Below are 25,604 nucleotides of genomic sequence, written 5' to 3'. Positions count from 1 at the left end.
AAAAGAGCTTGTTCCATGCCTTTAACCTTGAGTTAAAGGCATGGCTTTTAGCGCCATCCCCCGCCTAATGAACGGTAAAGTTCTACCAGTATGCTTAAGCGTTGTCTTTTAATGTCTGCCAAATTCAGTTCGCTTTGCAAGGCTGTTGCTTGAGCAGTCAGCACTTCCAGATAGTCTGCCATTCCACTACTATACAATAAACGAGCATTTTTTACTGCTGATTTAAGTGTTTCAACTCTGGTTTGCTCGATCCTTTCCTGCTCAATGATCTTGTCAACTTTAACTAATGCATCAGTTACTTCGGCTACCGCAACTAAAACTGATTTTCTAAAATCGATTGCAAATTGTTCTCTTTCAATTTTAGCAATTTCATATTGCGTTCTTAATTGTTTGCGCAAAAAAATAGGTTGAGTAATTGCCCCTGCCGCTGTAGCAAACAAAGACCCCGGAACACTGAACCAATTGCTGGCTTCAAACGTGTTTAATCCTCCCGCAGCAGTAATAGTAAGCGAAGGATACATGGCCGCTTTGCTAATCCCAACTCGGGCATTTGCACTTATTAAAGCTAGCTCACTTGCTCTCACATCAGGCCTGTTACTTAATAAATTAGCCGGAACACCTGCATTATATTGTTCTTGAAGCTGCACCCTGTAAATGTTTTGTCTTCTGTCAATTGCCTTAGGCATTTCGCCGATTAACAAACTCAAGGCACTTTCCTGGAGAGCAATATTTTGTTCGAGCTGGGGGATTAATAAAGCAGAATTTAAGCGCTGAGCTTCTGCCTGTTGCACCGCTAACGTTGTTGCAAGCCCAGCATCACGTTGTAAACGAATAACATTTAAAGTGCTGTCATTTAACACCAAGTTATCTTTTGCAATGCGCCTCTGTTCATCAAGCATAAGCAGATTGAAATAACTTTGTGCAACAGCAGCCACAACCTGTGTTTGTATTGCCCTCGCCGCTTCAGTAGATTGCAAATAACCTGCTAATGCAGCTTCCTTTTGGGAGCGTATTTTACCCCAGATATCTGCCTCCCAAGATAAACTTAGCGCCGTTTGATAATCCTTTACATATTTTGAACCTAGAAACTGGCTAGCACTTATTCCACTAAGACTATTATCCGACGGCCTTGTAATTGCTGCCGAAAGCTGCAAGGACAACTCTGGAATGTTTCCCAATTTTGCCTGGCCAAGTATTTTTTCTGCTACCTCTATGCTTTTTATTGCATTCCGTAAATCAAGATTATTATGAATGGCGCTATCGATTAATGTAACCAACTCAGCATCCCCAGATACAATTCGCCATGGCATTTTACCAGCCATATTTGCCGTATCAACCGTTGCAGCTGCGTATTCGCGGTAATGATCAGGCATATTTTGCTCAGGACGTGTATATTTTTCGCTTACCCTGCATGCTCCACCGCCTGTAATCAATCCCACAAACAAAAGGCCTCTTAGCAATCTGTTTTTATTATATCGATTCATTCTATTAACTGTTATGTTGATGAACTGTAGGTGCCATGGGCTCATCCTGATCAGCAAATTTGTTTAGATAGGCCTTACCTGTAATTAACTCTTGCAGGTATTGAAATACAATAAATAATACCGGAATAATAAACACCCCCAATACAACTCCTGCCAGCATTCCTCCTGCCGCACTAATACTTATTGAGTGATTACCAATTGCCGATGGCCCGGTAGCACGCATTAAAGGAATCAATCCAACAACAAATGCAATAGAGGTCATAATAATTGGACGGAGCCTCAACCTGGCCGCTTCAATAGCCGCCCCCATTAAGCTCATTCCTGCTCTGCGCCGTTGAATGGCATACTCAACAATCAAAATCGCATTTTTTGCGAGCAAACCAATGAGCATAATCAACCCTACCTGAACATAAATATTATTCTGTATTCCGGTAAGGTTAATCGCCACAAAGACCCCCAGCATTCCGGTTGGAATAGATAAGATAACCGCCAGTGGAACAATATAACTTTCGTATTGCGCTGCCAACAAAAAGTATACAAAAATTACACACAATGAGAAGATAACAACCGATTGTCCTCCAGACTCCTTTTCCTCCTTACTCATACCTGTCCACTCAAAAGAATAACCCTTTGGTAGCTTTTGAGCTGCCATAGCTTCAACCCGTTCTAATGCATCACCTGTACTGAATCCGGGTTTAGGCATAACGTTTACTGTAATAGAGTTAAACATATTATATCGATCCAATGACTCAGGTCCATAAACACGTTTTAACCTGGCAATTGTATTAATCGGAACCATCTCGCCCTTATCATTTTTAACAAACGCTCCATTTAATCCTGCTTCTGTATTTCTGAATGGAACATCGGCCTGCATCATCACTCGATAGTATTTACCAAAACGATTAAAGTCTGAAGCTATCATCCCTCCAAAATAAGCCTGCATTACCGTCAATAAATCCTTTACATTAACTCCGAGTTGTTTCGCTTTTACTTGATCAACTTCCAGTTCGTACTGTGGATAATCATTCTTGAAAGTTGTATAGGCTACCGCTATTTCTGGTTGTTGCATCAGCTCCATATTAAATGCATAAGCTGTTTGAGTGAATTTATCAAGGCTTCCACCGGTCCTATCCTGCAATACCATTTCCAAACCATCAACATTACCAAACCCAGGTACGGTTGGCAGGGTAAACACAAAGAAATTCGCTTCCTTGATTTGAGATAGTTGTTGCCCCATCAATGCAGTAATGCCCATTACGTCCTTCACCAAACCTCTCTGTTTAAGGTCCCTCAGGTTAGCAAAGGCCACCCCAAACGAAGGACTCGTAGAAAAGCTCAACATGTTAAATCCACTGATACTGATAACATTATTCACAGGATGCAACGCCAGCAATAGGCTATCGGCACGTCGCATAACATAATTGGTACGCTCAAGAGAAGCGCCTGCAGGCAATGAAACTGCTACAGCAGCAAAACCATTATCTTCATTTGGAATAAACCCTCTGGGCGTTGTGATCATAAAGTAAACAGTCGTGGCTGTTATAACAGCCAAGCCTCCCAATGAGACCCATTTATGCCGAACTAAAAACTGCAGACTTCGGGTATACTTAGACGTCATTGCGTTAAAGCCTGCGTTAAAAGCAGTAAAGAATCTTCCCCAGAAGTTTTTTTTATGCTGAACACCATCCCCTCCGGAATGAACATTTTTCAAGAATAATGCTGAAAGAGCCGGACTTAAGGTTAAGGCATTTACCGCCGAAATTAAAATGGCTGTAGCCAATGTAAATGCAAACTGGCGATAGAACACCCCCGTAGGACCGGTAAAAAAGCCAACAGGCAAGAAAACTGCCGACATCACTAGCGTAATGGATACTATAGCACCAGAAATTTCGCCCATGGTAGAGATGGTAGCCTTGCGTGCAGGCCAATGTGTGTGCTCCATTTTCACGTGAACGGCTTCAACTACCACAATGGCATCGTCAACCACAATTCCTATTGCTAATACAAGAGCGAAAAGTGTAAGTAAATTGATCGAGAAGCCAAACAAAAGCATAAAGAAAAAAGTACCGATAATAGCTACCGGAACTGCAATAGCTGGTATTATGGTCGAACGCAAATCCTGAAGAAACAGAAAAACTACAATGAATACCAAAATAAAAGCTTCAATAAGCGTACTCGTCACTTGATCGATAGATTCATCAAGCTGTTTTTTCGTACTATAAATTGTATTGAAATGAACACCTTGCGGAAATGCCTTTTCCGCTTTAACCATCAGCTCATTAATTTGCGATTGCACCTCGTTGGCATTTGATCCTGCTGTCTGAAATACTGCCACCATGGTACTTTGTCGGCCATTGTTTTTAGTGTCACCGGCATAAGTGATTGACCCAAACTCTACTTTTGCAATATCTTTTAAACGTAATATTGAACCGTCATTATTTGAACGAATGATGATGTTTTCATAGTCAACCGGCTTATTTAATTTCCCCTTGTATTTAATCACATACTCAAATGCTTCCCTACTGCCCTCACCAAACTTACCAGGGGCAGCTTCAAGGTTTTGATCATGAATTGCTGCTAAGACTTCTTGGGGGGTAAGATTGTAAGAGGCTAATTGTTGCGGATTAAGCCATATGCGCATTGCATAGTCCTTATTACCAAAAATAATGGCTTGTCCTACACCCGGTACCCTTTTTATTTCAGGAATGATGTTAATTTTACCATAATTCTGCAGGAACGTTTCATCATACATTTTCTCATGAATTTCATCAGCATATAAGCTGATCAGCATAATAAAACTATTCAACTGCTTGACAGTAGTAATACCTGATTGTACCACCTCAACCGGCAACTGGTTGGTTACCCCGGCAACCCTGTTCTGAACATTTACAGATGCTTGATCCGCATCAGTTCCTAATTTAAAAAACACACTTATGGATACTGAACCATCATTACTTGCGGTTGATTTGATGTAAGTCATGTTTTCAACCCCGTTTATAGCTTCTTCCAATGGAATTACTACCGAACGTAACACCGTTTCAGCATTGGCTCCGGGATAACTTGCTGTAACCTGAACACTTGGCGGTGCGATATCTGGAAACTGCGTAATAGGCAACGAATACAAGCCTATCCCTCCTAACAACACCAATATCACTGATATTACTGTTGCCAACACTGGTCTTTCTATGAATTTCTTAAGCATGTAAGTTTAATTGATGTTAACACACCTTTTATTTCGAAGATTCGAAGCTGTACACTTGCTTATTTTTGCAGCTGCGATTTGATTACACTATCAGAATTCATTGGCTTTGGAATGATTTTCATTCCATCCTGTAAGTTGCCAATACCGGCAAATACAACTTTATCCCCTTGCTTCAGTCCTTCTTTAACTACGTAGGTTGTTCCGCTCTTACCTCCTACAGCAATCGGAGTTGCTTGTATTTTATTGCTATCTGCAAGAGTATACACAAATATTTTGTCCTGCATTTCCAAAGTTGACTCCTGAGGGATAACCAATGCTTTTGGATTATTTACTGTAATTCTGATTTTACCGGTATTACCTGAGCGTAAGATACCGTCGTTATTAGCAAAAGTTGCTCTTAAGCTAATCGATCCGGTTGCTTTATCGAACTGGCCATCACCCATTTGAACTTTACCTTTTTGCGGATATTCACTACCATCAGCCAAGATGAGTGTCACTCCCGACAAGTTTTTGAGCTTTTCTTCAAGTGTTTTCCCTGGGTATTGCTCTTTAAAGCGCATAAATTCTGCTTCACCCACTGAGAAGTAACCATAGACTTCATGCACATCCGAAAGCATAGTCAATGGCAACTCATCAGATTTACCCACCAAACTTCCCACACGCTGATTTAATCTGCCAATGAAGCCGCTTACAGGGGCTATAATTAGGGTATACCCAATGTTTACCCTAGAAGAAGCCAGTTGTGCTTTTGCTTGTTCAACATTGGCTTTAGCTGTTTGATAATTTGATTTTGCAATTTTTAACTGAACTTCGGCAATTACCTTGTTCTGAACCAATGGAGTAAGTTTATCAATTTCTACCTGTGCATTTGAAAGACTAGCTTCAGCGGCATGAACTGCGGCAATGGCAGTATTTACTTGTTCTCTATAAACACGATCATCGATTTTGAACAAAGGCTGACCTGTTTTAACGTATTGGCCTTCGTCAACAAAAACCTTTTGCAAATAACCCTCAACCTGCGCCCTAACTTCAACATTAACTCTACCTTGTAATGAGGTGGTATATTCTGTGTAGGTGCTAGCTGGAACTGCTTTGACCGTTATTATGGGCAACTCCTGAGGCTGCATTTGGTACTGGTCTTGCTTTGCTGGCGATTTGCAACCTTGAAGAATTACCCCTGCCGCTATCGTAAGTAATAAGAAATGAATTGCCCTTGACATTTTCTTATCCATAGTTGTATTTGTATTGTTTATGTGAATATTTAATTAAGAATCCAATTTAGCACTGATTCACAACACGTTATATCGGCGATAGTTTTTCTACCTGAAATAACTTTTAATGAAAATTACAAAATAATAAGGGAAAGGGAATGCGGCAGTTTGGGCTATTTCATAAAACGAATAAAAATTTTACCCAGGATAACTATCAGGTTAATAAATAGTTGAAACGAAAAGAGCCAGAAAGACATCTTCCTGGCTCTTTTCGGTTTCATATAAGAAATACTATCCGAACATATTGCCGAAAAAACCACCAATACCTCCAGAAACCGATTTCAAAATATTTTTATCAATGCCGATAAATGAAGCGAATCCATCCAAATCAGCACTGTTACCAGATTCTTTAAACTTCTCAACAATTTTCTCTACTGCAAAAGGAACGGTGAAATCTGTAATTTTTTGTGCTTGGGCTGAATCCATACTCATTCTTGAAGTAAAGCTTTCAATTAAGCCCGAAGATAAAACCTCCATTACCGGGTTGCTGGAATCGGCCGCATCCTTACCTGTTAACAAGCCTATAACATCATCAAGTTTACCTCCAAACACCTGCTTTTTAATAGTATCAACCAATGAGCCGCTGACACACTTTAATGTAGGTTCAATTTGCGCTGCATCTAGACCCAATACCGTTTGCGCATTCTCGACAAACTCTCCTTTTATAGCATTTACAATAGGTTCAAACATCGTTCTTTGATTAAATTTAGAATTGTGAAAGTAGAAAATTTTTCAGAAATAAATTATGCATGCATATATAATTCTGATTCAAAAAGCAAAGTTAAATAAACTTTTAACTCCAACGAAAGAATCTACATTCTACAAACTTTTGGTAACATTAAAACCAACTTTTCTTTCTTCTTGAAGTAGAAGATAAGCCCAAAACTCCTAATAGTCCGCGAGTAACCTCACGAATAATGGTTTGGCCGGCACGGCTATTAATAGCCTCCTCAATCACATTAGGTTCATTGGCCTCCCTTTTTTCTTCCTTGGCTTGTTGCTTGGCCTGTTCGGCTTCAGCCTGCTGCTCTTTTACTTTTGTAATTTTTTGTGTAAGTATTTCAAAAGCGCTCTCCCGATCAATTTCCTCATTATATTCTTTAGCTAAGTCAGACTTATCAACTAATGCATCCATTTCAACAGGCGATAGCACATCCATACGTGATTGAGGCGGAGTAATTAGTGTGTGCGCTAGAGGGGTAGGAATACCCTTTTCATTAAGAACAGTTACCAAGGCCTCACCAATACCCATTTGGGTTAAAATCTCTTCAGTTACATAAAACTCGGTTTCAGGATAGTTTTGAGCTGCTAGTTTAATTGCCTTACGATCGATAGCGGTGAAGGCCCGTAATGCATGTTGAACTTTCATCCCCAACTGTCCTAACACCTCATTCGGCACATCTGCCGGATTTTGAGTCACAAAAAACAATCCCACTCCTTTTGATCGGATCAGTTTTACCATGGTTGTAATCTGATCAAGCAGAGCTTTACTTGCCTCATCAAAAATCAGGTGGGCTTCATCAATAAAGATTACCAACTCAGGCATATCGGCATCACCACGTTCAGGAAATTTCTGATAGATTTCTGCCAACAGACAAAGCATAAAAGTTGAAAAGAGACGCGGCTTGCTTTGTAAATCAACCAATCGGATAATATTAACATAACCACGACCATTTTCATCTTTGCGCAATAAATCCTCAACGTCAAATGATTTTTCTCCAAAAAACTTATCTGCGCCTTGCTCTTCTAATGCAATCAGTTGCCTCAGAATAGCACCAACTGAAGCCGGACTTACTGCACCGTAAGAGGCCTCAATTTCATCCTTTCCTTCAGCCGTAGCATATTGCAATACTTTGCGCAGGTCTTTTATATCTAATAGCGGTAATTTTTTATCATCGCAATACTTAAACACTAATGATAAAACACCCGATTGGGTATCGTTGAGGTCTAAAATACGAGACAACAATACCGGTCCAAACTCTGAAATAGAAGCACGCAGTCGCACACCTTTTTCATCTGAAATCGACATTAACTCCGTTGAGCAACCCTGACCGTTCCATTCAATTCCAATCTTTTGGGCTCTTTCCAATGCTTTAGGGTTTGCTTCACCAGCCTGGCTTATTCCGCTTAAATCCCCTTTAATGTCCATTGCCAATACAGACACTCCTTTATCAGATAGTTTTTCACAAAGCACCTGCAAGGTTTTGGTTTTCCCCGTACCAGTGGCACCGGCAATCAATCCATGACGATTGAATGTTTTCAGCGGAGCCTTAACCTGATTTTTCTCAAGTACCTCTCCATCTAAAATTGATGTTCCCAAAATGATGCTATCACCTGAGAATGTATATCCCGCATTAATTACTTCACGAAATTTTTCATTTTTATCCATAAGGAAAACGTATTATTAAGTTGGATTTGTGATTTGACTTAAAGCTAATTTACATCAAATTGATTAACAAAAAAGATAACACAATAAATATGAACCCAATTAAACTGTTTACCATCGCTCTCTCGACATTAACACCTTTTTCATGTTTTTCCCAAAAAGGTGATATTCAATTATTTAAAACCGATTCTTCAACTCACATCAGAGCCCTTGCAGTTGCAAACGACGATGTTTTATACTTTGGAGGGAGTAAAGGAATGTGGGGCTATACCGTAGATGGAGGGAAGAGCTGGAATATGGGAAAAACCGATCCTGAATGGCAAAAAACAGAATTCAGGAGTATTGCCTTATTACCATCCGGTGAATTATTAATGGCAAATATTGCTTCTCCTGGATATATTTTAAAATCATCAAATAATGGCAGACATTGGCAAAAAGTTTACACTAATAACAACGAAGAACAATTCTTTGATGCAATTACATTCAGCAATAATCAGAGTGGTTGGGCTTTAGGAGATCCGCAAAATGGATGCGTTCAGCTGTTAAAAACTACAGACGCAGGCAACTCATGGACAGCAACAGACTGCAAGTTATTACCCGTTTTAGAAAAAGGGGAAGCGTTCTTTGCATCATCAAACACCTCTATTGATGCTAAAGGCAACCATGTTCTAATTGCCACTGGAGGTCCCAAAGCAAGAGTTTTGTATTCGCATGACAATGGCGCTAACTGGGCAATTACAAGCACCCCAATTCAACAAGGTGAAAAAATGACCGGCATTTTTACTTTAGCAATGTACGACAAAAACAGAGCTGTTATTGCAGGCGGTAATTATGATGATAAAACCAAAACCAACAACACCTTTGCTTACACAACTAATGGCGGCAAAACTTGGCAATCTCACTCTGTAAGCGCTTCAAAAGATGAGACAACCCAATTGCCATTTGTTTCGTGTATCCAGTTTGTGCCGGGAGGGCAAGGCAAAAAACTTTTGGCAGCTTGTTCCCCGGGTATTTATTTTTCAGAAGACATGGGAAAAAGCTGGAAAAAAATAAGCAACGAAAGTTTTTATACACTAAGAATTTCACCATCAGGTAAAACCGCATGGTTTGCCGGCCCTAAAGGCTTAATCGGCAAACTGGAATTAAGTAAATTATCCCTTAAATAGGTACTACTTCATTAACGGCTTTAGGAGATGCTCCAGGCCGTTAAGTTTAATTTCATAGATCGTATGTAAAAGCATGCCCAACTTTCCCGAAGGAAACCCCTTGCTATGATACCAAACAAGGTAAGGTTCGGGCAGATTGCATAAAACAACCCCTTTATATTTACCATAAGGCATTTTCATTGTTACAAGATCTTTCAACAGTTCAGCGTTCACGTTCAGTTATTTATAATAGCCGAAGATACACAATTCACCTTTCGGTTTAAGTAAAAGAAAAAGCGGCTTGAAGGTTATCTTCAAGCCGCTTTGCAATTTTATGCTGTAACTATTTTAATGTAAAGGTTGATGAGCCCAACTTAGCACCTTCAGTAAACAAATTAACTGTATAACTTCCGGCAGCCCAGCCTTCGCTGTTTAACCATTCAATTGCATAATTCGGGTTATTTTTAGCATATACCATTGTAGTAGAAGTGGTATATTCAATTTTTTCACCCCCAATTACTAAATCCTTAGAAGCTTCTGCAGCTGATGTTGATGAAACAATTTTACCTGATGGATCAACAATCTGCATAAAGATCATATACGGACCTTCCTGTGCCAAATCATTTGGAGCTACTGCGAAGTCAGCCACTAAACGATCAACATTTTTAGCACGCACATTGTCAACAAATTTACCGCTGCTCTTACGTTTAAAGGTTTTTGCATTAACAAAAGAAGCTTTAAGCATCGATGCAAGAGTAACCTTGCTGCTCAACTCAGTATTTTGCGCCGTCAAATCTGCATTTTTCTTATTCGATTCATCCACAGAAGTTTTTAGCGTAGTATTTTCTGCTACTAATTGCTCTTTCTCCTGCTTCAGCGTTTCAATCTCAGCAATGTACTGATTGATGGTTTCTTTTAGATTGGCAATTTCTTTCTTCGTTTTTGAAAGTTGAGCTGCATTTAATTTGCCATTACGTAATGCAACCTCCAACTCTTCAATTTTCGCGCTAAGTTCTTTTTCTTTAGCTTCTAAATCGGTAGTTAATGTTTGATTTGAGGATTTAACAGTATTCAATTCAGTTTTAAGCTTTTCAAGCTCTAACTGTAATGATAACTTTTCATCAGTAATCGTGATAAGTTTCGCTTCCTTTTCATTCTTATTTAAGAATAAATAAGCGTTAGCTCCAAGCAATAGCACAATAATGCCTGCGAGGATGTAAATCCAATTTTTAGATTTTGATTCGTCGGTGGTCACTGTATTTTCCATTTTATTAGAATAAGCTTTTAGGTTGTGTTATTTTTTAGTTGTTTATACCATCAATTTTGCAATGCCTGTTATTATTAAAAGACCTGCTGATTTTTACCTACTTTTGCTCCCGAACAATATTTAATTCAATTCTCGGTTAAGTAGGTTTAAAAGTGAATACAAGTTTAGTGCCATCACAATTTAAGCATTTATACTATGTATTAACAGCAATGTTTCATAAAGCCGGGCAATTATTTCCACGCTATGGGAAGCCTGTAAACTAGAAATGTGAGCACGATTAAAATTTGAAGGAATAATAATGACGAACACCCCAAGCCGAATAGTTATCACTTTAATCTTCTTATTGTATTTGTTGCCGGTAAAAGCACAAAACAATCTTCCTCCCAAAAGGGAGCTTAGAGGCGTTTGGATTGCAACCGTAGCCAATATTGACTGGCCAAGCAGTAAACAGTTAAGTGCAACAGAGCAGCAAGATGAGTTCAAATACATACTCGACCAGCATAAACGTACCGGCATTAATGCCATCTTCGGACAAGTCCGCCCTGCGGCAGACGCATTTTATGCAAAAAGCCGAGAGCCTTGGTCGTTTTGGCTAACGGGACAACAGGGGCGCGCTCCTTTTCCGCTTTATGACCCTTTAGAGTTCATGATTGAAGAATCACATAAAAGGGGAATGGAGTTTCATGCTTGGTTTAATCCTTACCGAGCTACACATACTAGTGGCAAAGGCATAGTTGCTCCATCTCACATCACCAAAAAGAAACCCGAATGGTTTTTTAATTACGCTGGTCAGCTATTATTTAACCCTGGCATACCTGAAGTACGTGAATATATCGTATCAGTAATTATGGATGTTGTACGAAATTATGATATAGATGGAATTCACTTCGATGATTATTTCTACCCGTATCCTGAACCGGGACAATACATCCCTGACTGGAATACTTTTAAAAAATATTCTAATGGCTTTACTACTATCGAAGATTGGCGCAGGAATAATGTTAATTTACTTATAAAAATGGTTAACGACAGTATTAAGGCTACCAAACCTTATGTAAAGTTCGGCATTAGTCCTTTTGGCATTTGGAAAAACAGCTATCAGGATGAAGAAGGATCTGATACACGTGGAGGGGCTTCCTACTACAACCAATTTGCAGATTCGCGCAAATGGATAGAAGAGGGATGGGTTGACTACATGTTGCCTCAAATTTATTTTAACACTGGGCACCCAAAAGCAGACTTTGAAACCTTAACCGATTGGTGGGCCAACAATGCCTTTGGTCGTCATATTTATATAGGCATGGGAGCCTACCGTATAGGAAGCGACCCAGCCTGGAGAAAACCTAATCATATGCCTGAACAAATAAAGTATACTCGCTCATTTGAAGATGTTTATGGACAGGTTTATTTTAGCTCTAAATCGCTTACAAGAAACATTCAAGGTTTTACTGATACGCTAAGAAACAATTATTACCGATATGCCGCTCTGCTGCCTACCATGCATTGGATAGACAGTATTCCACCAAACGCTCCACAAAATATCATTGCCGAGCAAACCAACCCTGGAGTAGTTAAAATAAGTTGGGAAGAGCCCTTACCCGCATCAGACGGTGATAAGGCCAGAGGCTATGTGATTTACCGAGTGTCTCAAACTGAGACATTTGACATTAATGATCCAAGAAAAATTATTGGGATAGTTTATAATCAAACTCAATTTGTAGACACTGAACCCAAAACTAAGCAAACATACACCTACGTAGTATCAAGTATTGATCGGATGCAGAATGAAAGCACGGATTATTGCGTAATAACAATTCCGGTCAATTAAGTAGGTTTCCAATAATATTCTCCTGCTCAAATTCGGTTATCAGGCGTTGCTCTAAAGGGTTGCGCTTGATAATTGGGTTATTAAACCAAAACACCGGATCATATGGAGTTTTCCTAATAGACTCATAATCATGCGTTTCCGGATGCATGTTTCTAACCTCCATAGTTGGATCAATTTCAAAAACAAAGAATAGACTTTCAGCAACTAAATTGATTCTGCGCTCTTTATAGATAGTAAACAACGAAACCCTTGTTTTGATATAATCCAGCGAGAGCAGGTCTGCTCCCAACTGTTTAAATCTGACTTCATAATCCAGGCGTGTTTTATCAATAGTCTCAACGTATTCCCGCTCCCACCCCGAAGGCTGTATAAGTTTATTAGTTTTATCGATAAACGTTCCCTGCACTTTTAATATCTCAAATGTATCTTCATCAATAAACATATGCCCATAGGTACTATCATACTTGCTCTTAGTACTTCTATAACTTATTTCTGCTATGGTTTGTCCGGTTGAAGGGTCATTAAACCGATTTACTAACTCATAAATAATACGCGCCCTTTTAACATTGGCTATAGGCTCTGAAATTTCTAAGCTTAAGGATGCATCGGAGTAAATTCTAAACAGCCGGGTAATTATTGATTGATTATAAATATAAACTCTATTGCCGGTGTCTACATCCTTAATACCATAACGGGCCTGTTTTAAGTCCCAAACTTTAACACCGTTATTGTTTGTACAAACATCATAAAAAGACTCCAGTATTTCGGTGCAAATTGAATCGTTGCGATTAAACTGTCTATAAAACGCTCTGCCTGTTAACTGATTTTTTCTAGTCCTAAGGGCTTTGTCTCTTGCTTTGGCAATTAATTCAGTCACATCATCCTTATATCGAACCTTAACCTCTTTAAGCAATATAATTGTTGGAGTTAGCCCAATTACCAATAAGCCCGTATCAGGAACCGGTACCATCTTACTCTCAAACCCTAAACATGACACTTTTATTAATGCCGGCAAACTATCTAACCGAAGCTCAAAAAAACCGGCATCATTTGTTAAGGTCCCCCTGGATTTATCGAATAGTTCAATGCTTGTATAAGATATTGGCTTATTATTATTCAAATTATAGGTATAGCCCTGAATAATAACCTGACTGTAAGCACAATTTATGCAGAGAAGAAATGAAAGTAAGAGCGTTAGATAATTTTTCATGGCTAAAGATTCTATTTAAAATTTAGCCATAAAATTTGAATAATTAAAAACAAATCGCACTGACAATTAACCAATTATCAGTGCGCCTCAAATACTAAAAACCTAATATTTTACACCTTGATAATAATTTTACGTTTGTACATAAACATCATCAAACCTGAAAACACTAACACCCAAATTAGTGCATGAACCAATGAAGCATTAAGTGGGGAAAAATAAGGCACAATAAAAGTATTGTACAAATAGTTAAGCAGGCTCCTTTCTTGTCCATCCGCTCCGCTAACTTTTATTAGCCCGAACGTTTTTACCATGAACCCTGAAAGAAAGAAGGCTGTAATAGCATTCATCCCAAACGCTACGCAAGGCGTTGTAAAGCGCTTATACCCCTGAACATCTATCAGCCAGTAAGACAGAGCAAATACAGCAGCCCCCAACCCGGCAGTATAAAGTACAAAAGAACTGGTCCAAAGTGATTTATTAATTGGAAAGAAAAGATCCCAGATTAAGCCGGCACCAATACTCAACATAGCAAAAACAAACAACCATGATATTTTAATAGCATTATCAATCGGTTTACGCATCCAAATGCCACAGAGTGTACCCAACAAGCCTGTTGCTACTGCAGGCAAAGTACTTAAAACCCCTTCTGGATCCCAGGTTTTAGATTGTTTCCAAACATGGTTGGTTGTAAGAATCAGACGATCTGTCCAAGCAGCCAAATTTGTTCCAGGCTCCATATTAGCATATCCAATGTCTGGCACCGGTATAAATGTCATCAATACATAGTACAACACCAGTAAGGTTCCTGCTGTCCAGGCTATGGTTTTAGGCTTTGCTTTTAAAAAGACGATGGCAGAAATAAAAAAAACTATCCCAATCCGCTGAAGAACACCCAAAATTCGGACACTAGAGAAATCAAACTTCGGATAGAAAGCAAGCAATAATCCTAAGCCGAATAGCTTTAAGCTTCTAATAGTAATACTTTTAAGCGCTTCTGCATGAGCCTCAGGGTTGTCCTTCTTACCAGATAAAGCATAGGCAATAGAAATTCCCACAATAAATAAAAAGAAGGGGAAAATAAGATCCGTAGGAGTACACCCGTTCCATTTTGCATGCTCTAACGGTGGATAAATGTTCGACCAGCTACCTGGATTATTCACCAAAATCATGGCAGCTACGGTTGCGCCTCTAAAAAAGTCTAAGGAGAGCAGTCGCTGTTTCTTTTCTTTAATAACAGTTTGCATTGGTTCTTACTTTATGGCTTGATACTTTTCTTGCATCTGCTAGTTAAGAAAAAGGTTGCTGACTTACAAAAAATGCCCCCGGTAAAACCGAGGGCATCTAGTATTATTTTATTTACATAGTTAGTAATGCCATCTTACAAAGGCTTCCATGGCAGCATAATCAGACAAACCAAGTTTATCGTACAATTGAGCAGTTCCACTGTTACGCTCTTCAGCACGCTGCCAGAACTCGCGAGCATCTTGCCCCTGGAATACCACTCCGTCTTTTTGCGACTGGTGCTTCCATATTCCAAAACGTTTAATCAAAACCTGCTCCGGACTCATTGGAACTGCCATTTCAATTTCATGAATATCCCACTCAGCCCATGCTCCACGGTATAACCACAACCAGCAGTCTTTTATCCACTCTGCATTAGCAGGATCAGCTTTTAACCTTTTTAATGCTTCAAAAATCACATCTAAACAAACCTTGTGAGTTCCATGCGGATCAGCTAAATCTCCTGCAGCAAAAATTTGATGAGGTTTGATTTGTTTAATCAAATCCATCGTGATTTCAATATCCACATCAGTTGGTGGATTTTTTTGAACAGCACCAGTTTCATAGAACGGTAGATTCATAAAATGAGCGTTCTCCTCCGGAATACCTACAAAACGACAGGTTGCTTTAGCCTCTCCCACACGCATCATTCCTTTTATCTGACGCAATTCATGTGTATCTATCTGACTTGTTTTCTTCGCTTTTACAAATGAAGCAATGTCATTATAAACCTTGCAAGCATTGCTATTATCAAAGCCGAATTTATTGTTAAAGTTTACCACAAACTCAGCAAAACGAACTGCCTCATCATCAGCCACGGCAATATTACCTGAAGTTTGGTAGCCTACATGTACTTCGTGGCCCTGATCATGCAAACGTTGAAACGTCCCACCCATTGAGATGATATCATCATCAGGGTGTGGCGAGAAGATAATAACACGCTTTTTAGCAGGCTGCGCGCGCTCTGGGCGAGTTGAATCGTCTGCATTAGGTTTACCTCCCGGCCATCCGGTGATGGTATGTTGTAGTTGATTGAATACATCGATGTTAAGGTCGTGGGCATGTCCGTATTTAGACAATAGATCTCCCATACCGTTATCGTTATAATCTTTATTGGTTAGCTTTAATATTGACTTGCCAAGGGTTAATGCCAGGTGACAAACCGCCTTTTTCGTCATTGCGTTATCCCAAACCACAGACTCAACAGCCCAAGGAGTTTTAATTTTGGTCAACTCACTTGAACATGCTTCGTCAATTACAAAGGTGGTATTAGTGTGCAACTGCAAGTAAGAAGCCGGCACCTGATCAGTAATTGGGCCTTCAACAGCGCTTGCTACAATACTTGATTTACCTTCGCCCCAACCCATTAACACAATTCGACGAGCCTTCATTATTGTTGATACCCCAGTAGTAATGGCTTTGCGAGGCACATTACGCAAACCTTGAAACTCACCGGCAGCCGCCGCACGGGTAACCTGATCTAGGGTAATTAAACGGGTTCTTGAATTTTGCAAGGAACCTGGTTCGTTAAATCCAATGTGACCGTTTCCACCAATTCCTAATAATTGAAAATCAAGCCCTCCTAAATCCTCTATCTTTTGCTCGTATGCGATACAGAAGTCTGCAATTTGCTCCTGTGGTAATGTACCATCAGGAATATTATAGTTTCCTTTAGGTATATCTACATAATTAAACAACTGATCTTCCATAAAACGCACATAGCTATGAACAGAGTCAGGTTGCATTGGAAAATATTCATCCAAATTAAATGAATACACATTAGAGAAGCTCAGTCCTTCTTCTTTATGCAAACGAATTAATTCTTTATACACTTTAATTGGAGTAGAACCTGTAGCAAGGCCCAAAACAACGTGTTTCCCTTCTTGTTGACGTTGACGAATTAAATCGGCAATTTCTTTTGCTACAGCAACTGACGCTAAAGAAGAATTGCTGTAAATCTGGGTTGGAATTCGCTCAAAACGAGCCCTTCCTTGATTTGCTGAACTGTTACTCATATTTAAAGTTTCCTTAAAAAAAATAGCCAAAGTATAGGTATTTGGCAAGCTATTATATGTTTTTTTAAATCAGATTCAAAAATAGCATTTTAAGTTTAATTATTTGTCAATACAATTTCAAAAAAAACTGACACGAAATCCTTCAATTTTTATCAAAATTTCAATATTGCTCGGATTTAAACGATGTTTAGCTAAAGAACTTAAATTTACCTTTTTTCTAACTACAATTACCATATCTCCATGCTGCAGCAAATTGAACGGCTATATCGTATTTCAAAACAAAGCGAACGTCTAATCATCGGACTTATGTCGGGCACATCATTAGATGGATTAGACGTTGCTTTATGTAAAATTAAAGGCTCGGGACCTCAAACTGAAGTTCAAATTCTTCAATTTGATACAATTGGTTTTGATGAAGATTTTAAAGAGGAAATAAGAAAAATATTTGCCAAACCAGAGATAAGCTTCGAACAACTATGCGTTCTCAACCCATGGATAGCCATTAAACACGCTGAGCTCATTACCAAATGTTTAAAAAATTGGAACATAAAGTCAGAAGAAGTTGACTTGATTGCCAGCCACGGGCAAACGGTGTTTCACATGCCTAAGCGTTTGCATCAAAAAGAAAAATTTGGCAATTCAACCCTTCAAATCGGCGATGGCGATCATTTGGCTGTAAATACCGGCATTATTACGGTAAGTGATTTCAGACAAAAACATATTGCCGCTGGCGGTGAAGGGGCCCCTCTAGCCGTTTATGGAGATTATCTCATTTTTTCGAAAAAGGGAGAAAATCGAATCATGCTTAACATGGGAGGGATAGCGAATTTCACTTACCTTTCGGCAGATTTGGATCCGTTAAAGGTATTTTCAACCGACGTGGGTCCCGGCAATACCTTAATTGACGCTTTCGTTCGGAAATATTTTCCAGGAAAGGACTTTGACGAAGATGGAAAAATAGCCCTAAGTGGTAAATTAAACGCAGAACTACTAAACAGTTTAAATGATCATTCTTTCTTTTCTGAAGAATATCCTAAATCAACCGGGCCAGAGTTGTTCAGCATTGCTTATGTTGAGAATGCCATTCAGAAAAGTAACACAGATTTTTTAAAACCTGAGGATATTATTTGCACACTCACTCAGTTCACAATTGATTCAATAGTTACCTCAATCAAGGAGTGTTTTAAATCAAATCAAATACTTCATTTATATTCCAGTGGCGGAGGTATTCATAACCCTGCAATTATGAATGGGCTGAAAGAAAACTTACCGAACTGTATTTTTTATTCAACCGAAGAACTAAATATTTTACCGGACGCGAAAGAAGCTGTATTGTTTTCAGTTTTAGCTAACGAGTTAGTAGCAGGAGAGAAGGAAAACCTATTTGGCAATATGCAACGTGAAATCCCCAAGGTAACAATGGGTAAAATTTCGTTTCCAATGCAGTAATACGTTATAAAAAGCCTAAAAATAAAGAGCCAGGAGTTCGAAATACTAATTTCTTATTCCTGGCTCTTTTTATTATTAAATCAAAACCTTATTAAGATTTCGGATTTAAAATATCTTTTATACGTTGCGATAAATCTTCAAGGTGAGCTTTATTTACAGAAGCATATTTAGGCATTGCTGCAACAATTTGACTTTGTAAAGTTTTCAACTCCATTTTTACTAACGGACGCAAATCAGATAAAGTTTGATCTGGTCGACGCATTTGCTGTGGAATATTTTCCTGATTTACAGGAGTTAACAACTGAGCCAAACGCTCTACATATGCACGTTGTAAGTTTCTGCGATACGTATCGATGTTTTTACCTGTCGCTAATTCAGCCCATACTCCTGCTCTAACATCTTTAAGCAACTCACTAACGGTATAAGTAGTTCCAGGGTTAGTGGTTTCGAATTCAATTAAACGTCCAATTTTATCTCCGTTTAACATACCGTTCAGCACATTTACCTGGGCAGCCCTAACGCGGTCAACCACATTCGACTGATCGAACTTACGCAAAATTGACTGATCAATTAACCAAGTAGGAGTAGCCATTGCCTGTTCATTTAAGAATGCCACAGCTTTCTTTTGAACATCTTTAGAAACCGGCATATATACATCTCCCTTTTGATCGTATGATTTAGGAGTTTCATATACACCACCAATATTTTTAATAACGTGACCCATGTAACGTCCCCATTGGGTGGTTAACTCTCCGTACATTTCTTTTAAATCCCCATAATCTTTGCCTTCTTCATATGTCCACTTTGTTAAGTTAGGCAACACACGCTTAAGATTTTTAATACCGTACATACTGGCTTTTACCGCATCGTTACCTAAATCTTCGTTTTGTGAACGAGGATCAGCAGGATTCGATTCAGTACCAAAGAAATACAATGGATCGCCTGAATGCTTAACAATCATTTTATTCAGGGTAGATTCTTCTTCTTTGGCTGATTTAACACCAGGAATTACACGATATCCCCAGTCAATAGCATAACGGTCATACACACCAATGGCAGGATACAAATTCACTCCTTTGTCTTCAGGTTGTGCAACATAATTAAAACGTGCGTAATCCATAATTGATGGAGCAGTACCCATCTTTTGGGTGAATGTTGCTGAACGTAATGAATCAACTGAATAAGCGAAACTTGAACCAAAATTATGGCGTAAACCTAAAGTATGTCCAACCTCATGAGATGAAACGAAACGAATCAACTGACCCATTACCTCATCCTTGAAGTTCATTGTGCGAGCATCAGGGTTTACAGCCGAAGTTTGAATAAAGAACCAGTTACGAACCAGTTTCATTACGTTATGATACCAACCAATATGGCTTTCAATGATTTCACCTGAACGAGGGTCTGCCACATGCGGGCCATAAGCATTAGGAATGTCTGAAGCAAAATAACGGATTACAGAATAACGAGCATCTTCAGTACTGAACTCTGGATCTTGCTCAGGAGTTGGAGCTTCTTTACAAACAATGGCATTTTTAAAACCAGCTTGTTCAAATGCTTTATTCCAGTCGTTTACACCGGCAATTAAGTACGGGCGCCATTTAGCAGGAGTAGCAGGATCTAAATAATAAACAATTTGTTTCTTAGGCTCCACCAACTCACCGCGTTTGTATGCTTCCATATCTTTAGGCTCTAATCTCCAACGACGGATGTAGTTTGTTCTAGCCACTTGTTGCTCTTCTGCACTAAAGTCAGCCTGACTTTGAGCAAAATACCCAACACGACTATCAAAAAAACGAGGCATCATTGGTACTTTAGGCAACAACAACATCGAATTGTTAATTTCAACAGTTGCTATACCTCCAGCATCCATTGGGTTTGCCCCAGAAATACGATAAGTAAATACATTCTTTACCTCAACATTAATTGGGTAACTTTTTATACTACTGATATATGAGCGGCTTTCATCTGCTCCGGCGATACGATATTTTTTACGGTCAGATTCGGGAAACGAAAATGTAGTATTATCTTTTGCAAACAGGTCCGTAACATCAATTACCACACCTGCGGAGTCTTTTGCAAGGGATTTAATATCCAAACTGCCAATAATTGGCTGAACGTTTGAGTTTTGAACTGACTGGAACATATCAGAGTTCTTATCAACTACTACATCGTAAGAAATCTCACGAATAAATACTTTTTTCTTCTCAAACTTCTCGAAACGTAATACTTTCGAATCCATGATTTCGCCCCCATAACCAACACCGTTAGCAGTTTTAACGGTACGTGTTACCAGCAAAAAGTCACGATTCATCAATGAATCAGGAATCTCATAGAAATAACGATCCTCTACTTTGTGAACGTTAAATAAGCCCTTATCGGTAATTGCCTTAGAAGTGATAACCTCAGAGTAAGGTCTAATACCCGGTTTTGTCATTGGGTTGCCTTGAGGACCTTGTTGAGGCATAGCTCCCATTGGCGCTCCAGTACGCTGAGGCATACCTTTTTGTTGTGCTAATGCCGGCAAAGCAATAGCCCCTGCGAGCAATAGAATGCCCGCAAACTTTAAGTTCTTTTTACAATAGTGCATTGAAGTTTTCTTTTGTAAGGTTAAAGCAACAAAACTACACCTTCACCTCATTTTTTTACTATAAAAGGGAGGGACAACAGAGATTTTACAATAACCAATCTATTACACCCTACGTTTAAGTGTAAGTACTACATAATTAGAGCCTGTCGTGTTTTTTCTGTGGAATTGAATTAACAAGCCTCGGTTGTCTTTTGAACGGAGTAAATTATCAACTTCAGAAACTGGCATTTCTGAAACAGGTCTTAAATTGATGGAAATAATTTCATCATCCTTTTGTAAACCGGCCTGATCAGCAGGTGAACCTGGTTGAACCAATGAGACAAAATACCTGCGCGAATCTTTTGACGAAGTAATTAATTCAAGACCGCTCATATCGTGTTCAAATGGCAGATTAAAATAAGCATTAGGCTTAAGAAACATTTGTGATCGTTGATAATCAAAAATAACCGTAAAACGCTTCAACAAGTCATTTCCGATATTTCCATTTCTGTTATTTGCTAACACTTTAGCCGTAACATCATTATGATTGGGAAACGAAGTAATTACATTATTAACCTCAATATCACTAAAGGCCAAATGTTTAATCCTGCCAATATGCCCATCAATTGGACCACTTAAACCTCGACCTAAAAACGCACTAAGCGTGGAGTCAGGAACTTTAATAGCGGGATTAGTTGAAGGTTCCAGTGAAACAGGATGTCCTGCTCCAGTATCAATTATCAATTTAGTTTTTACAGAGGTATTATCTTTCATAATTACATCGGCAAAAACATAGGCTCTCTGATTTTCAATCAATAATGGTATGGGTTTGCATTTACGAGGTGGTTTAAATTCATCACTATTAAAAACCGTGATCACCTGATTAACATAATTTATCTTTACAACAAAGCTGCTAAAAAAGTCATAGCCAATAATCCCAAATACTGGCATGCCCACGTATGAAGTTAAATCAAGAATATCTTTCGGCAAAATTGCCCCTGCCATGATCGGACATTCTGCTTTACCGATGCTCATGTTCATTCCGGTAACTATTTGAGCTATTAAGTCATCGCCTTCGCCCAAACCTTTAATGGTTACTTGGCGACCCAGCTGGAGATTTAACGAATCTTTTAAAGATGGGTTGGTGATTAATACTATACTTACCCCACTATCGAGAATAAAATTAAATGGTCCTTTATCATTGATATAAACTGGTAGAATGATAAGATTACGATTAAACTCAAATGGCATCGTAAACTGACTCTTATTTTCTTTAATCTGAAACTGATATTGTGAAAAAGCATTTAAACCCGAAAACAATAAAAATACACTTAGCAGGAGTTTCCTGTAGAAGTTTGGTAGCTTAAATGATATGTTATCGTAACAAATCATTTTTTATGGCGGTTTAAGTTTTCGACTAGGGTTTTATGGCTGAGAGCGCTATATATAAATATAACAAAAAACCACCTTTTAAGATTGTATATAGTGTAATATTTTTAATAGATAATTAACTTATTGTTTATTTTAATTACTGCCATTGAGTCAAATAAAAGATCGAGTTAACTACTAGTTAAATTTATATAGCTAAAATTCACTATTACTTTCGGTTTAAAACAAAAAAAAACGACCCAAAAGATCGTCTTTCCTGTAAATAGCTTCATTGCTAATTGGCAAAAGGAACAGTTATGCCAAATGTTATATTTCTACCAATATTTGACACCCCAATTCCTTTGAATCGGCTTAAATGATCTATATAATTCTTGTCAGTTAGGTTTTTGCCCGACACAAATAATGAAACAACAGGTTTACCTGCTTTTGAGTGTATAGTTGCTCCAATTGATAAGTTTAGTAAAGTATATCCATTTGATACTGTTTCAAAAGGATCTACTTTATCTTGCTTAAAGCTTGTTTCTACCCCTAAACTAGCATACAAATCTGTTAATGCTGCCTCTTTTTTCCCTTCAAAATCATATCGTATTGTATTAATTAATTTAGCTTGCGGAATAAATGGAAGGTCTGTTTTTGCTTCGTTGTTAGTTCCACGAGTATAGGCAAAAGAGTTCTCAAAGTGCAGTTGATCAACCGGGTGAACATCAAAACTGAATTCTAATCCTCTAATTGCTGAATTCCCCTGAACATAACGATAAACCGGAAATAACTCTCCATCAACAACAATTTCCTCGTTATTGGTATTCTGATAATAGATATAATCGTTTATGAAATTATAATACCCGTTCAACTCAATTGTAAGGTACTTGCTCACCCAATCCATTGAAGCATCAAATTGCAGACTAGTTTCTTGCTTTAATTCGGGATTACCGATCTCATATCTAAAAGCGCCTTCATGCACTCCATTGGCACTAAGTTCAGCAATATTTGGAGCTCTAAACCCACGACCAATATGACCTTTCAGGTTAATCTTTTCACTTAACTGATGAGTTGCTCCAACTGAAGCTGAGATATTAGAAAAACTGTTTGAAAATGCACTAAAATCAAACTCCTCTTTTCCATTAATTTTCCTTGTATCGAAACGCATTCCTGCATCAATGCTAGTCTTTTCCCATTCCTTTTTAACATAGGTAAATATCCCTCCGGAATACATGTCATATGCTGGGATCAGCGCTTCTTCACCCCTATTACTATTATTCTGAATTATTCCAGAGATTCCAATCACAGGAGCCCAGCCGTTAATTGCCTCGAAGTAATATTTACTGTCTAACGAATAGGTATTCAGATAGAAATAAGCAGAAGGATCTACAATTGATTCTTCCAGCTCCCTGCGTTGATTATTTTGAAAACCTAGTGTGGTTTTTAAAAACCCGCTCCCAACACTAACATTAGAGTTTAAAGCAACCTTCTGATGTGTTATATGCTGAAAAGGAAGAAACAAAGAGCGACTTTTTAAATCAGTTGCCGAAACTGTATTCCCTTCCATATCAACAAATTGTCCATTAGCGTCTCTTTCTCCTTCAGTTAGACCAAGTTTGGAATTAAAACGCGAGTAGCTTAAGTGGGCAAAACCCCAGTTTTTACTGAGTCCGACCATCGCAGCTATATCATCTTCTCTAAAAGCGCTGTTATACACGCGCTCTACAGGAGATTTGTATGACATTGCATTTTTGTATGTTCCGTTAATTCGATAAACAAAGCCATTGGCATTACCGTCAAATTGGATATTTGTTGCAGTTAAACCATTATTAGTTGAGTAATTGGTGGTAAATTGACCTTTTACAGCTCCTGGATTAGCAACCACCGGATCAATTATATTAATAACCCCTCCCAAGGCATCAGAGCCATAAAACAAACTGGCAGGACCACGCAATACTTCTACCTTGGCAGCACCATATTGGTCAATTTCAATACCATGTTCATCTCCCCATTGTTGCCCTTCTTGTTTTACGTCATTATTCAATGTTACTACCCGGTTATAACTCAATCCGCGAATTACAGGTTTGGAAATCGCACTTCCTGTTGTTACCTGAGAAATACCAGGAACATTACTTAAGGCATCAACAATATTGGAAGCCCCGCTTTGCACCAATTGCTGACGGGTCACTGTTTCAATCGGGGTACTGTTTTTTGAATTTTTGCCCATTATCGGAGACCCCGTAACAACAACCTCATCAGCTTCTATCACAGACATTTCGAGCTCAAAATCCACTTTTGCTGTACTTGCCAAATCAACTGTCTGAGTAAGGGTTTTGTAGCCAACACAACTTACGTCAATTAGGAGTTTGACTCTAGGCACATTAGTCAGCAGATAATCCCCGTTATTATTTGTAACTGTACCTACACGCAAACTTGAAACGCCCACGAAGGCACCTATTATAGGCTGCCCATTTTGTTTGTCTGTAACTCTTCCGGTTAAGTTAGCCACAGGAATCACATTCGCTGAAAGACTAACAGCCGAAAAAATAAATGCTATAAAAAAAATTAAGAACTTTGCTTTCATAAATTTCATATATACATGACGCCCGACCTTTCATTTCTGGCAAGCATGCAACTATTTAATACGTGATAATTGGAAATACTAAAATGTGCTTCATCGCATTAAACATTTACTCGACGAATGCAGTGAATCATGAAATTAGAACAAAGCAGGAGGGCCTCTTAACTCCTTAAGGGCAAGATTAAATAATTGAGGAGAAAGGTTTTCTGTTGCAAAAACCTTGTAAACAAAATGATGAACAGTTATTGAGAAATTCTTTTCAACAAGAAAGTCTTTGACAAAGTGAAAATGACAAATCAAACAGGAGGAAGCTTCAGTGCATTCCTTTACCACATGGCATTTTGCAATATCAGTAGAAGCTGCTTGAATTGAAGTATCTGTATCATGATGGTGCAATACGGCAAAAGGAATTTGTGTTATAAGGAATACTAAGAATAGTATGCCCGATAAACTCATCCTCAAATTTCGTTTTTTTGCTGCATGTCTCACACTACAAAAGTAATAGAGTAAATAAAACAAACCAAATCACCGAAAACCGAAACCTTAAG

17 protein-coding genes are annotated in these 25,604 nt (G+C 38.6%); 3 read left to right on the top strand and 14 right to left on the bottom strand.

The features are described 5' to 3' along the window. Window positions 1–47 precede the first annotated feature (47 nt). The 5 genes from L2B55_RS02305 to L2B55_RS02285 form a co-directional block, all read right to left on the bottom strand. On the bottom strand, window positions 48–1,484 hold the full coding sequence (locus tag L2B55_RS02305; RefSeq protein WP_237848679.1) for an efflux transporter outer membrane subunit: 1,437 nt from the start codon (window positions 1,482–1,484) through the stop codon (window positions 48–50). 4 nt (window positions 1,485–1,488) lie between these two features. Next, window positions 1,489–4,686, bottom strand: a complete 3,198-nt coding sequence (locus L2B55_RS02300) for an efflux RND transporter permease subunit (protein ID WP_237848678.1) — start codon at window positions 4,684–4,686, stop codon at window positions 1,489–1,491. A gap of 59 nt (window positions 4,687–4,745) precedes the next feature. After that, window positions 4,746–5,918 carry an efflux RND transporter periplasmic adaptor subunit gene (locus L2B55_RS02295; protein WP_237848677.1) on the bottom strand — a complete coding sequence of 391 codons (1,173 nt, stop codon included), beginning with the start codon at window positions 5,916–5,918 and terminating at the stop codon, window positions 4,746–4,748. 270 nt (window positions 5,919–6,188) lie between these two features. Then, window positions 6,189–6,647: a hypothetical protein gene (locus tag L2B55_RS02290; protein ID WP_237848676.1), complete on the bottom strand. Its 459-nt coding sequence runs from the start codon at window positions 6,645–6,647 to the stop codon at window positions 6,189–6,191. Between the two features lie 148 nt (window positions 6,648–6,795). Then, entirely contained in the window at window positions 6,796–8,346 is a 1,551-nt protein-coding gene (locus L2B55_RS02285; protein WP_237848675.1) for a helicase HerA-like domain-containing protein, read from the bottom strand. Window positions 8,347–8,435: 89 nt separating this feature from the next. On the opposite strand from L2B55_RS02285, the gene L2B55_RS02280 reads away from it, so the two are divergent. After that, window positions 8,436–9,509 (top strand): WD40/YVTN/BNR-like repeat-containing protein, encoded by a 1,074-nt coding sequence (locus tag L2B55_RS02280; protein ID WP_237848674.1) that lies wholly within the window; start codon window positions 8,436–8,438, stop codon window positions 9,507–9,509. A gap of 3 nt (window positions 9,510–9,512) precedes the next feature. Here L2B55_RS02280 and L2B55_RS02275 read toward each other — a convergent pair whose 3' ends face one another. Both L2B55_RS02275 and L2B55_RS02270 read right to left on the bottom strand, forming a co-directional pair. Further along, window positions 9,513–9,722: a DUF3820 family protein gene (locus L2B55_RS02275; protein ID WP_237848673.1), complete on the bottom strand. Its 210-nt coding sequence runs from the start codon at window positions 9,720–9,722 to the stop codon at window positions 9,513–9,515. Between the two features lie 109 nt (window positions 9,723–9,831). After that, window positions 9,832–10,755, bottom strand: coding sequence for a hypothetical protein (locus L2B55_RS02270; protein ID WP_237848672.1), 924 nt, complete (start codon window positions 10,753–10,755; stop codon window positions 9,832–9,834). Between the two features lie 298 nt (window positions 10,756–11,053). Between L2B55_RS02270 and L2B55_RS02265 the strand changes: the two genes are divergently transcribed. Then, window positions 11,054–12,583 carry a glycoside hydrolase family 10-like protein gene (locus tag L2B55_RS02265; RefSeq protein WP_237848671.1) on the top strand — a complete coding sequence of 510 codons (1,530 nt, stop codon included), beginning with the start codon at window positions 11,054–11,056 and terminating at the stop codon, window positions 12,581–12,583. Here the strand turns inward: L2B55_RS02265 and L2B55_RS02260 are convergent. The 3 genes from L2B55_RS02260 to nagB form a co-directional block, all read right to left on the bottom strand. Further along, window positions 12,576–13,793 carry a carboxypeptidase-like regulatory domain-containing protein gene (locus L2B55_RS02260; protein WP_237848670.1) on the bottom strand — a complete coding sequence of 406 codons (1,218 nt, stop codon included), beginning with the start codon at window positions 13,791–13,793 and terminating at the stop codon, window positions 12,576–12,578. The two genes, L2B55_RS02265 and L2B55_RS02260, sit on opposite strands and share 8 nt — an antisense overlap. Before the next feature lie 110 nt (window positions 13,794–13,903). Next, window positions 13,904–15,037, bottom strand: a complete 1,134-nt coding sequence (locus L2B55_RS02255; RefSeq protein ID WP_237848669.1) for an acyltransferase family protein — start codon at window positions 15,035–15,037, stop codon at window positions 13,904–13,906. A 120-nt stretch (window positions 15,038–15,157) separates the two neighbouring features. Further along, the gene (gene nagB / locus L2B55_RS02250; RefSeq protein ID WP_237848668.1) at window positions 15,158–17,089 is read right to left on the bottom strand and encodes a glucosamine-6-phosphate deaminase; all 1,932 of its coding nucleotides are present in this window, start codon (window positions 17,087–17,089) and stop codon (window positions 15,158–15,160) included. 240 nt (window positions 17,090–17,329) lie between these two features. On the opposite strand from nagB, the gene L2B55_RS02245 reads away from it, so the two are divergent. Beyond that, on the top strand, window positions 17,330–18,538 hold the full coding sequence (locus L2B55_RS02245) for an anhydro-N-acetylmuramic acid kinase (RefSeq protein ID WP_237848667.1): 1,209 nt from the start codon (window positions 17,330–17,332) through the stop codon (window positions 18,536–18,538). Window positions 18,539–18,629: 91 nt separating this feature from the next. On the opposite strand, the gene L2B55_RS02240 is transcribed toward L2B55_RS02245, so the two are convergent. The 4 genes from L2B55_RS02240 to L2B55_RS02225 all read right to left on the bottom strand — a co-directional run bounded on the left by L2B55_RS02240 (window position 18,630) and on the right by L2B55_RS02225 (window position 25,512). Continuing rightward, window positions 18,630–21,128: a zinc-dependent metalloprotease gene (locus L2B55_RS02240; RefSeq protein ID WP_237848666.1), complete on the bottom strand. Its 2,499-nt coding sequence runs from the start codon at window positions 21,126–21,128 to the stop codon at window positions 18,630–18,632. Between the two features lie 102 nt (window positions 21,129–21,230). Continuing rightward, window positions 21,231–22,499 (bottom strand): aspartyl protease family protein, encoded by a 1,269-nt coding sequence (locus L2B55_RS02235; protein WP_237848665.1) that lies wholly within the window; start codon window positions 22,497–22,499, stop codon window positions 21,231–21,233. 271 nt (window positions 22,500–22,770) lie between these two features. Next, window positions 22,771–25,059 (bottom strand): TonB-dependent receptor, encoded by a 2,289-nt coding sequence (locus tag L2B55_RS02230; protein ID WP_237848664.1) that lies wholly within the window; start codon window positions 25,057–25,059, stop codon window positions 22,771–22,773. Between the two features lie 135 nt (window positions 25,060–25,194). After that, complete coding sequence (locus L2B55_RS02225; RefSeq protein ID WP_237848663.1) at window positions 25,195–25,512, bottom strand: hypothetical protein; 318 nt, start codon at window positions 25,510–25,512, stop codon at window positions 25,195–25,197. Between the last annotated feature and the right edge of the window lie 92 nt (window positions 25,513–25,604).

It is taken from the genome of Solitalea lacus, from assembly GCF_022014595.1.
In the GTDB taxonomy this organism is placed as follows: Bacteria; Bacteroidota; Bacteroidia; order Sphingobacteriales; family Sphingobacteriaceae; genus Solitalea; species Solitalea lacus.
Note: the sequence above shows the minus strand (reverse complement) of the source record. Positions and strands in the feature narration are given on the sequence as shown.

Coding starts and splice junctions, on each gene's coding strand:
- L2B55_RS02245 (WP_237848667.1), top strand. CDS start 17,330: ATGCTGCAGCAAATTGAACGGCTATATCGTATTTCAAAACAAAGCGAA.
- L2B55_RS02230 (WP_237848664.1), bottom strand. CDS start 25,059: ATGAAAGCAAAGTTCTTAATTTTTTTTATAGCATTTATTTTTTCGGCT.
- L2B55_RS02270 (WP_237848672.1), bottom strand. CDS start 10,755: ATGGAAAATACAGTGACCACCGACGAATCAAAATCTAAAAATTGGATT.
- L2B55_RS02290 (WP_237848676.1), bottom strand. CDS start 6,647: ATGTTTGAACCTATTGTAAATGCTATAAAAGGAGAGTTTGTCGAGAAT.
- L2B55_RS02225 (WP_237848663.1), bottom strand. CDS start 25,512: ATGAGTTTATCGGGCATACTATTCTTAGTATTCCTTATAACACAAATT.
- L2B55_RS02295 (WP_237848677.1), bottom strand. CDS start 5,918: ATGGATAAGAAAATGTCAAGGGCAATTCATTTCTTATTACTTACGATA.
- L2B55_RS02300 (WP_237848678.1), bottom strand. CDS start 4,686: ATGCTTAAGAAATTCATAGAAAGACCAGTGTTGGCAACAGTAATATCA.
- L2B55_RS02260 (WP_237848670.1), bottom strand. CDS start 13,793: ATGAAAAATTATCTAACGCTCTTACTTTCATTTCTTCTCTGCATAAAT.
- L2B55_RS02280 (WP_237848674.1), top strand. CDS start 8,436: ATGAACCCAATTAAACTGTTTACCATCGCTCTCTCGACATTAACACCT.
- L2B55_RS02240 (WP_237848666.1), bottom strand. CDS start 21,128: ATGCACTATTGTAAAAAGAACTTAAAGTTTGCGGGCATTCTATTGCTC.
- nagB (WP_237848668.1), bottom strand. CDS start 17,089: ATGAGTAACAGTTCAGCAAATCAAGGAAGGGCTCGTTTTGAGCGAATT.
- L2B55_RS02265 (WP_237848671.1), top strand. CDS start 11,054: ATGACGAACACCCCAAGCCGAATAGTTATCACTTTAATCTTCTTATTG.
- L2B55_RS02285 (WP_237848675.1), bottom strand. CDS start 8,346: ATGGATAAAAATGAAAAATTTCGTGAAGTAATTAATGCGGGATATACA.
- L2B55_RS02255 (WP_237848669.1), bottom strand. CDS start 15,037: ATGCAAACTGTTATTAAAGAAAAGAAACAGCGACTGCTCTCCTTAGAC.
- L2B55_RS02235 (WP_237848665.1), bottom strand. CDS start 22,499: ATGATTTGTTACGATAACATATCATTTAAGCTACCAAACTTCTACAGG.
- L2B55_RS02305 (WP_237848679.1), bottom strand. CDS start 1,484: ATGAATCGATATAATAAAAACAGATTGCTAAGAGGCCTTTTGTTTGTG.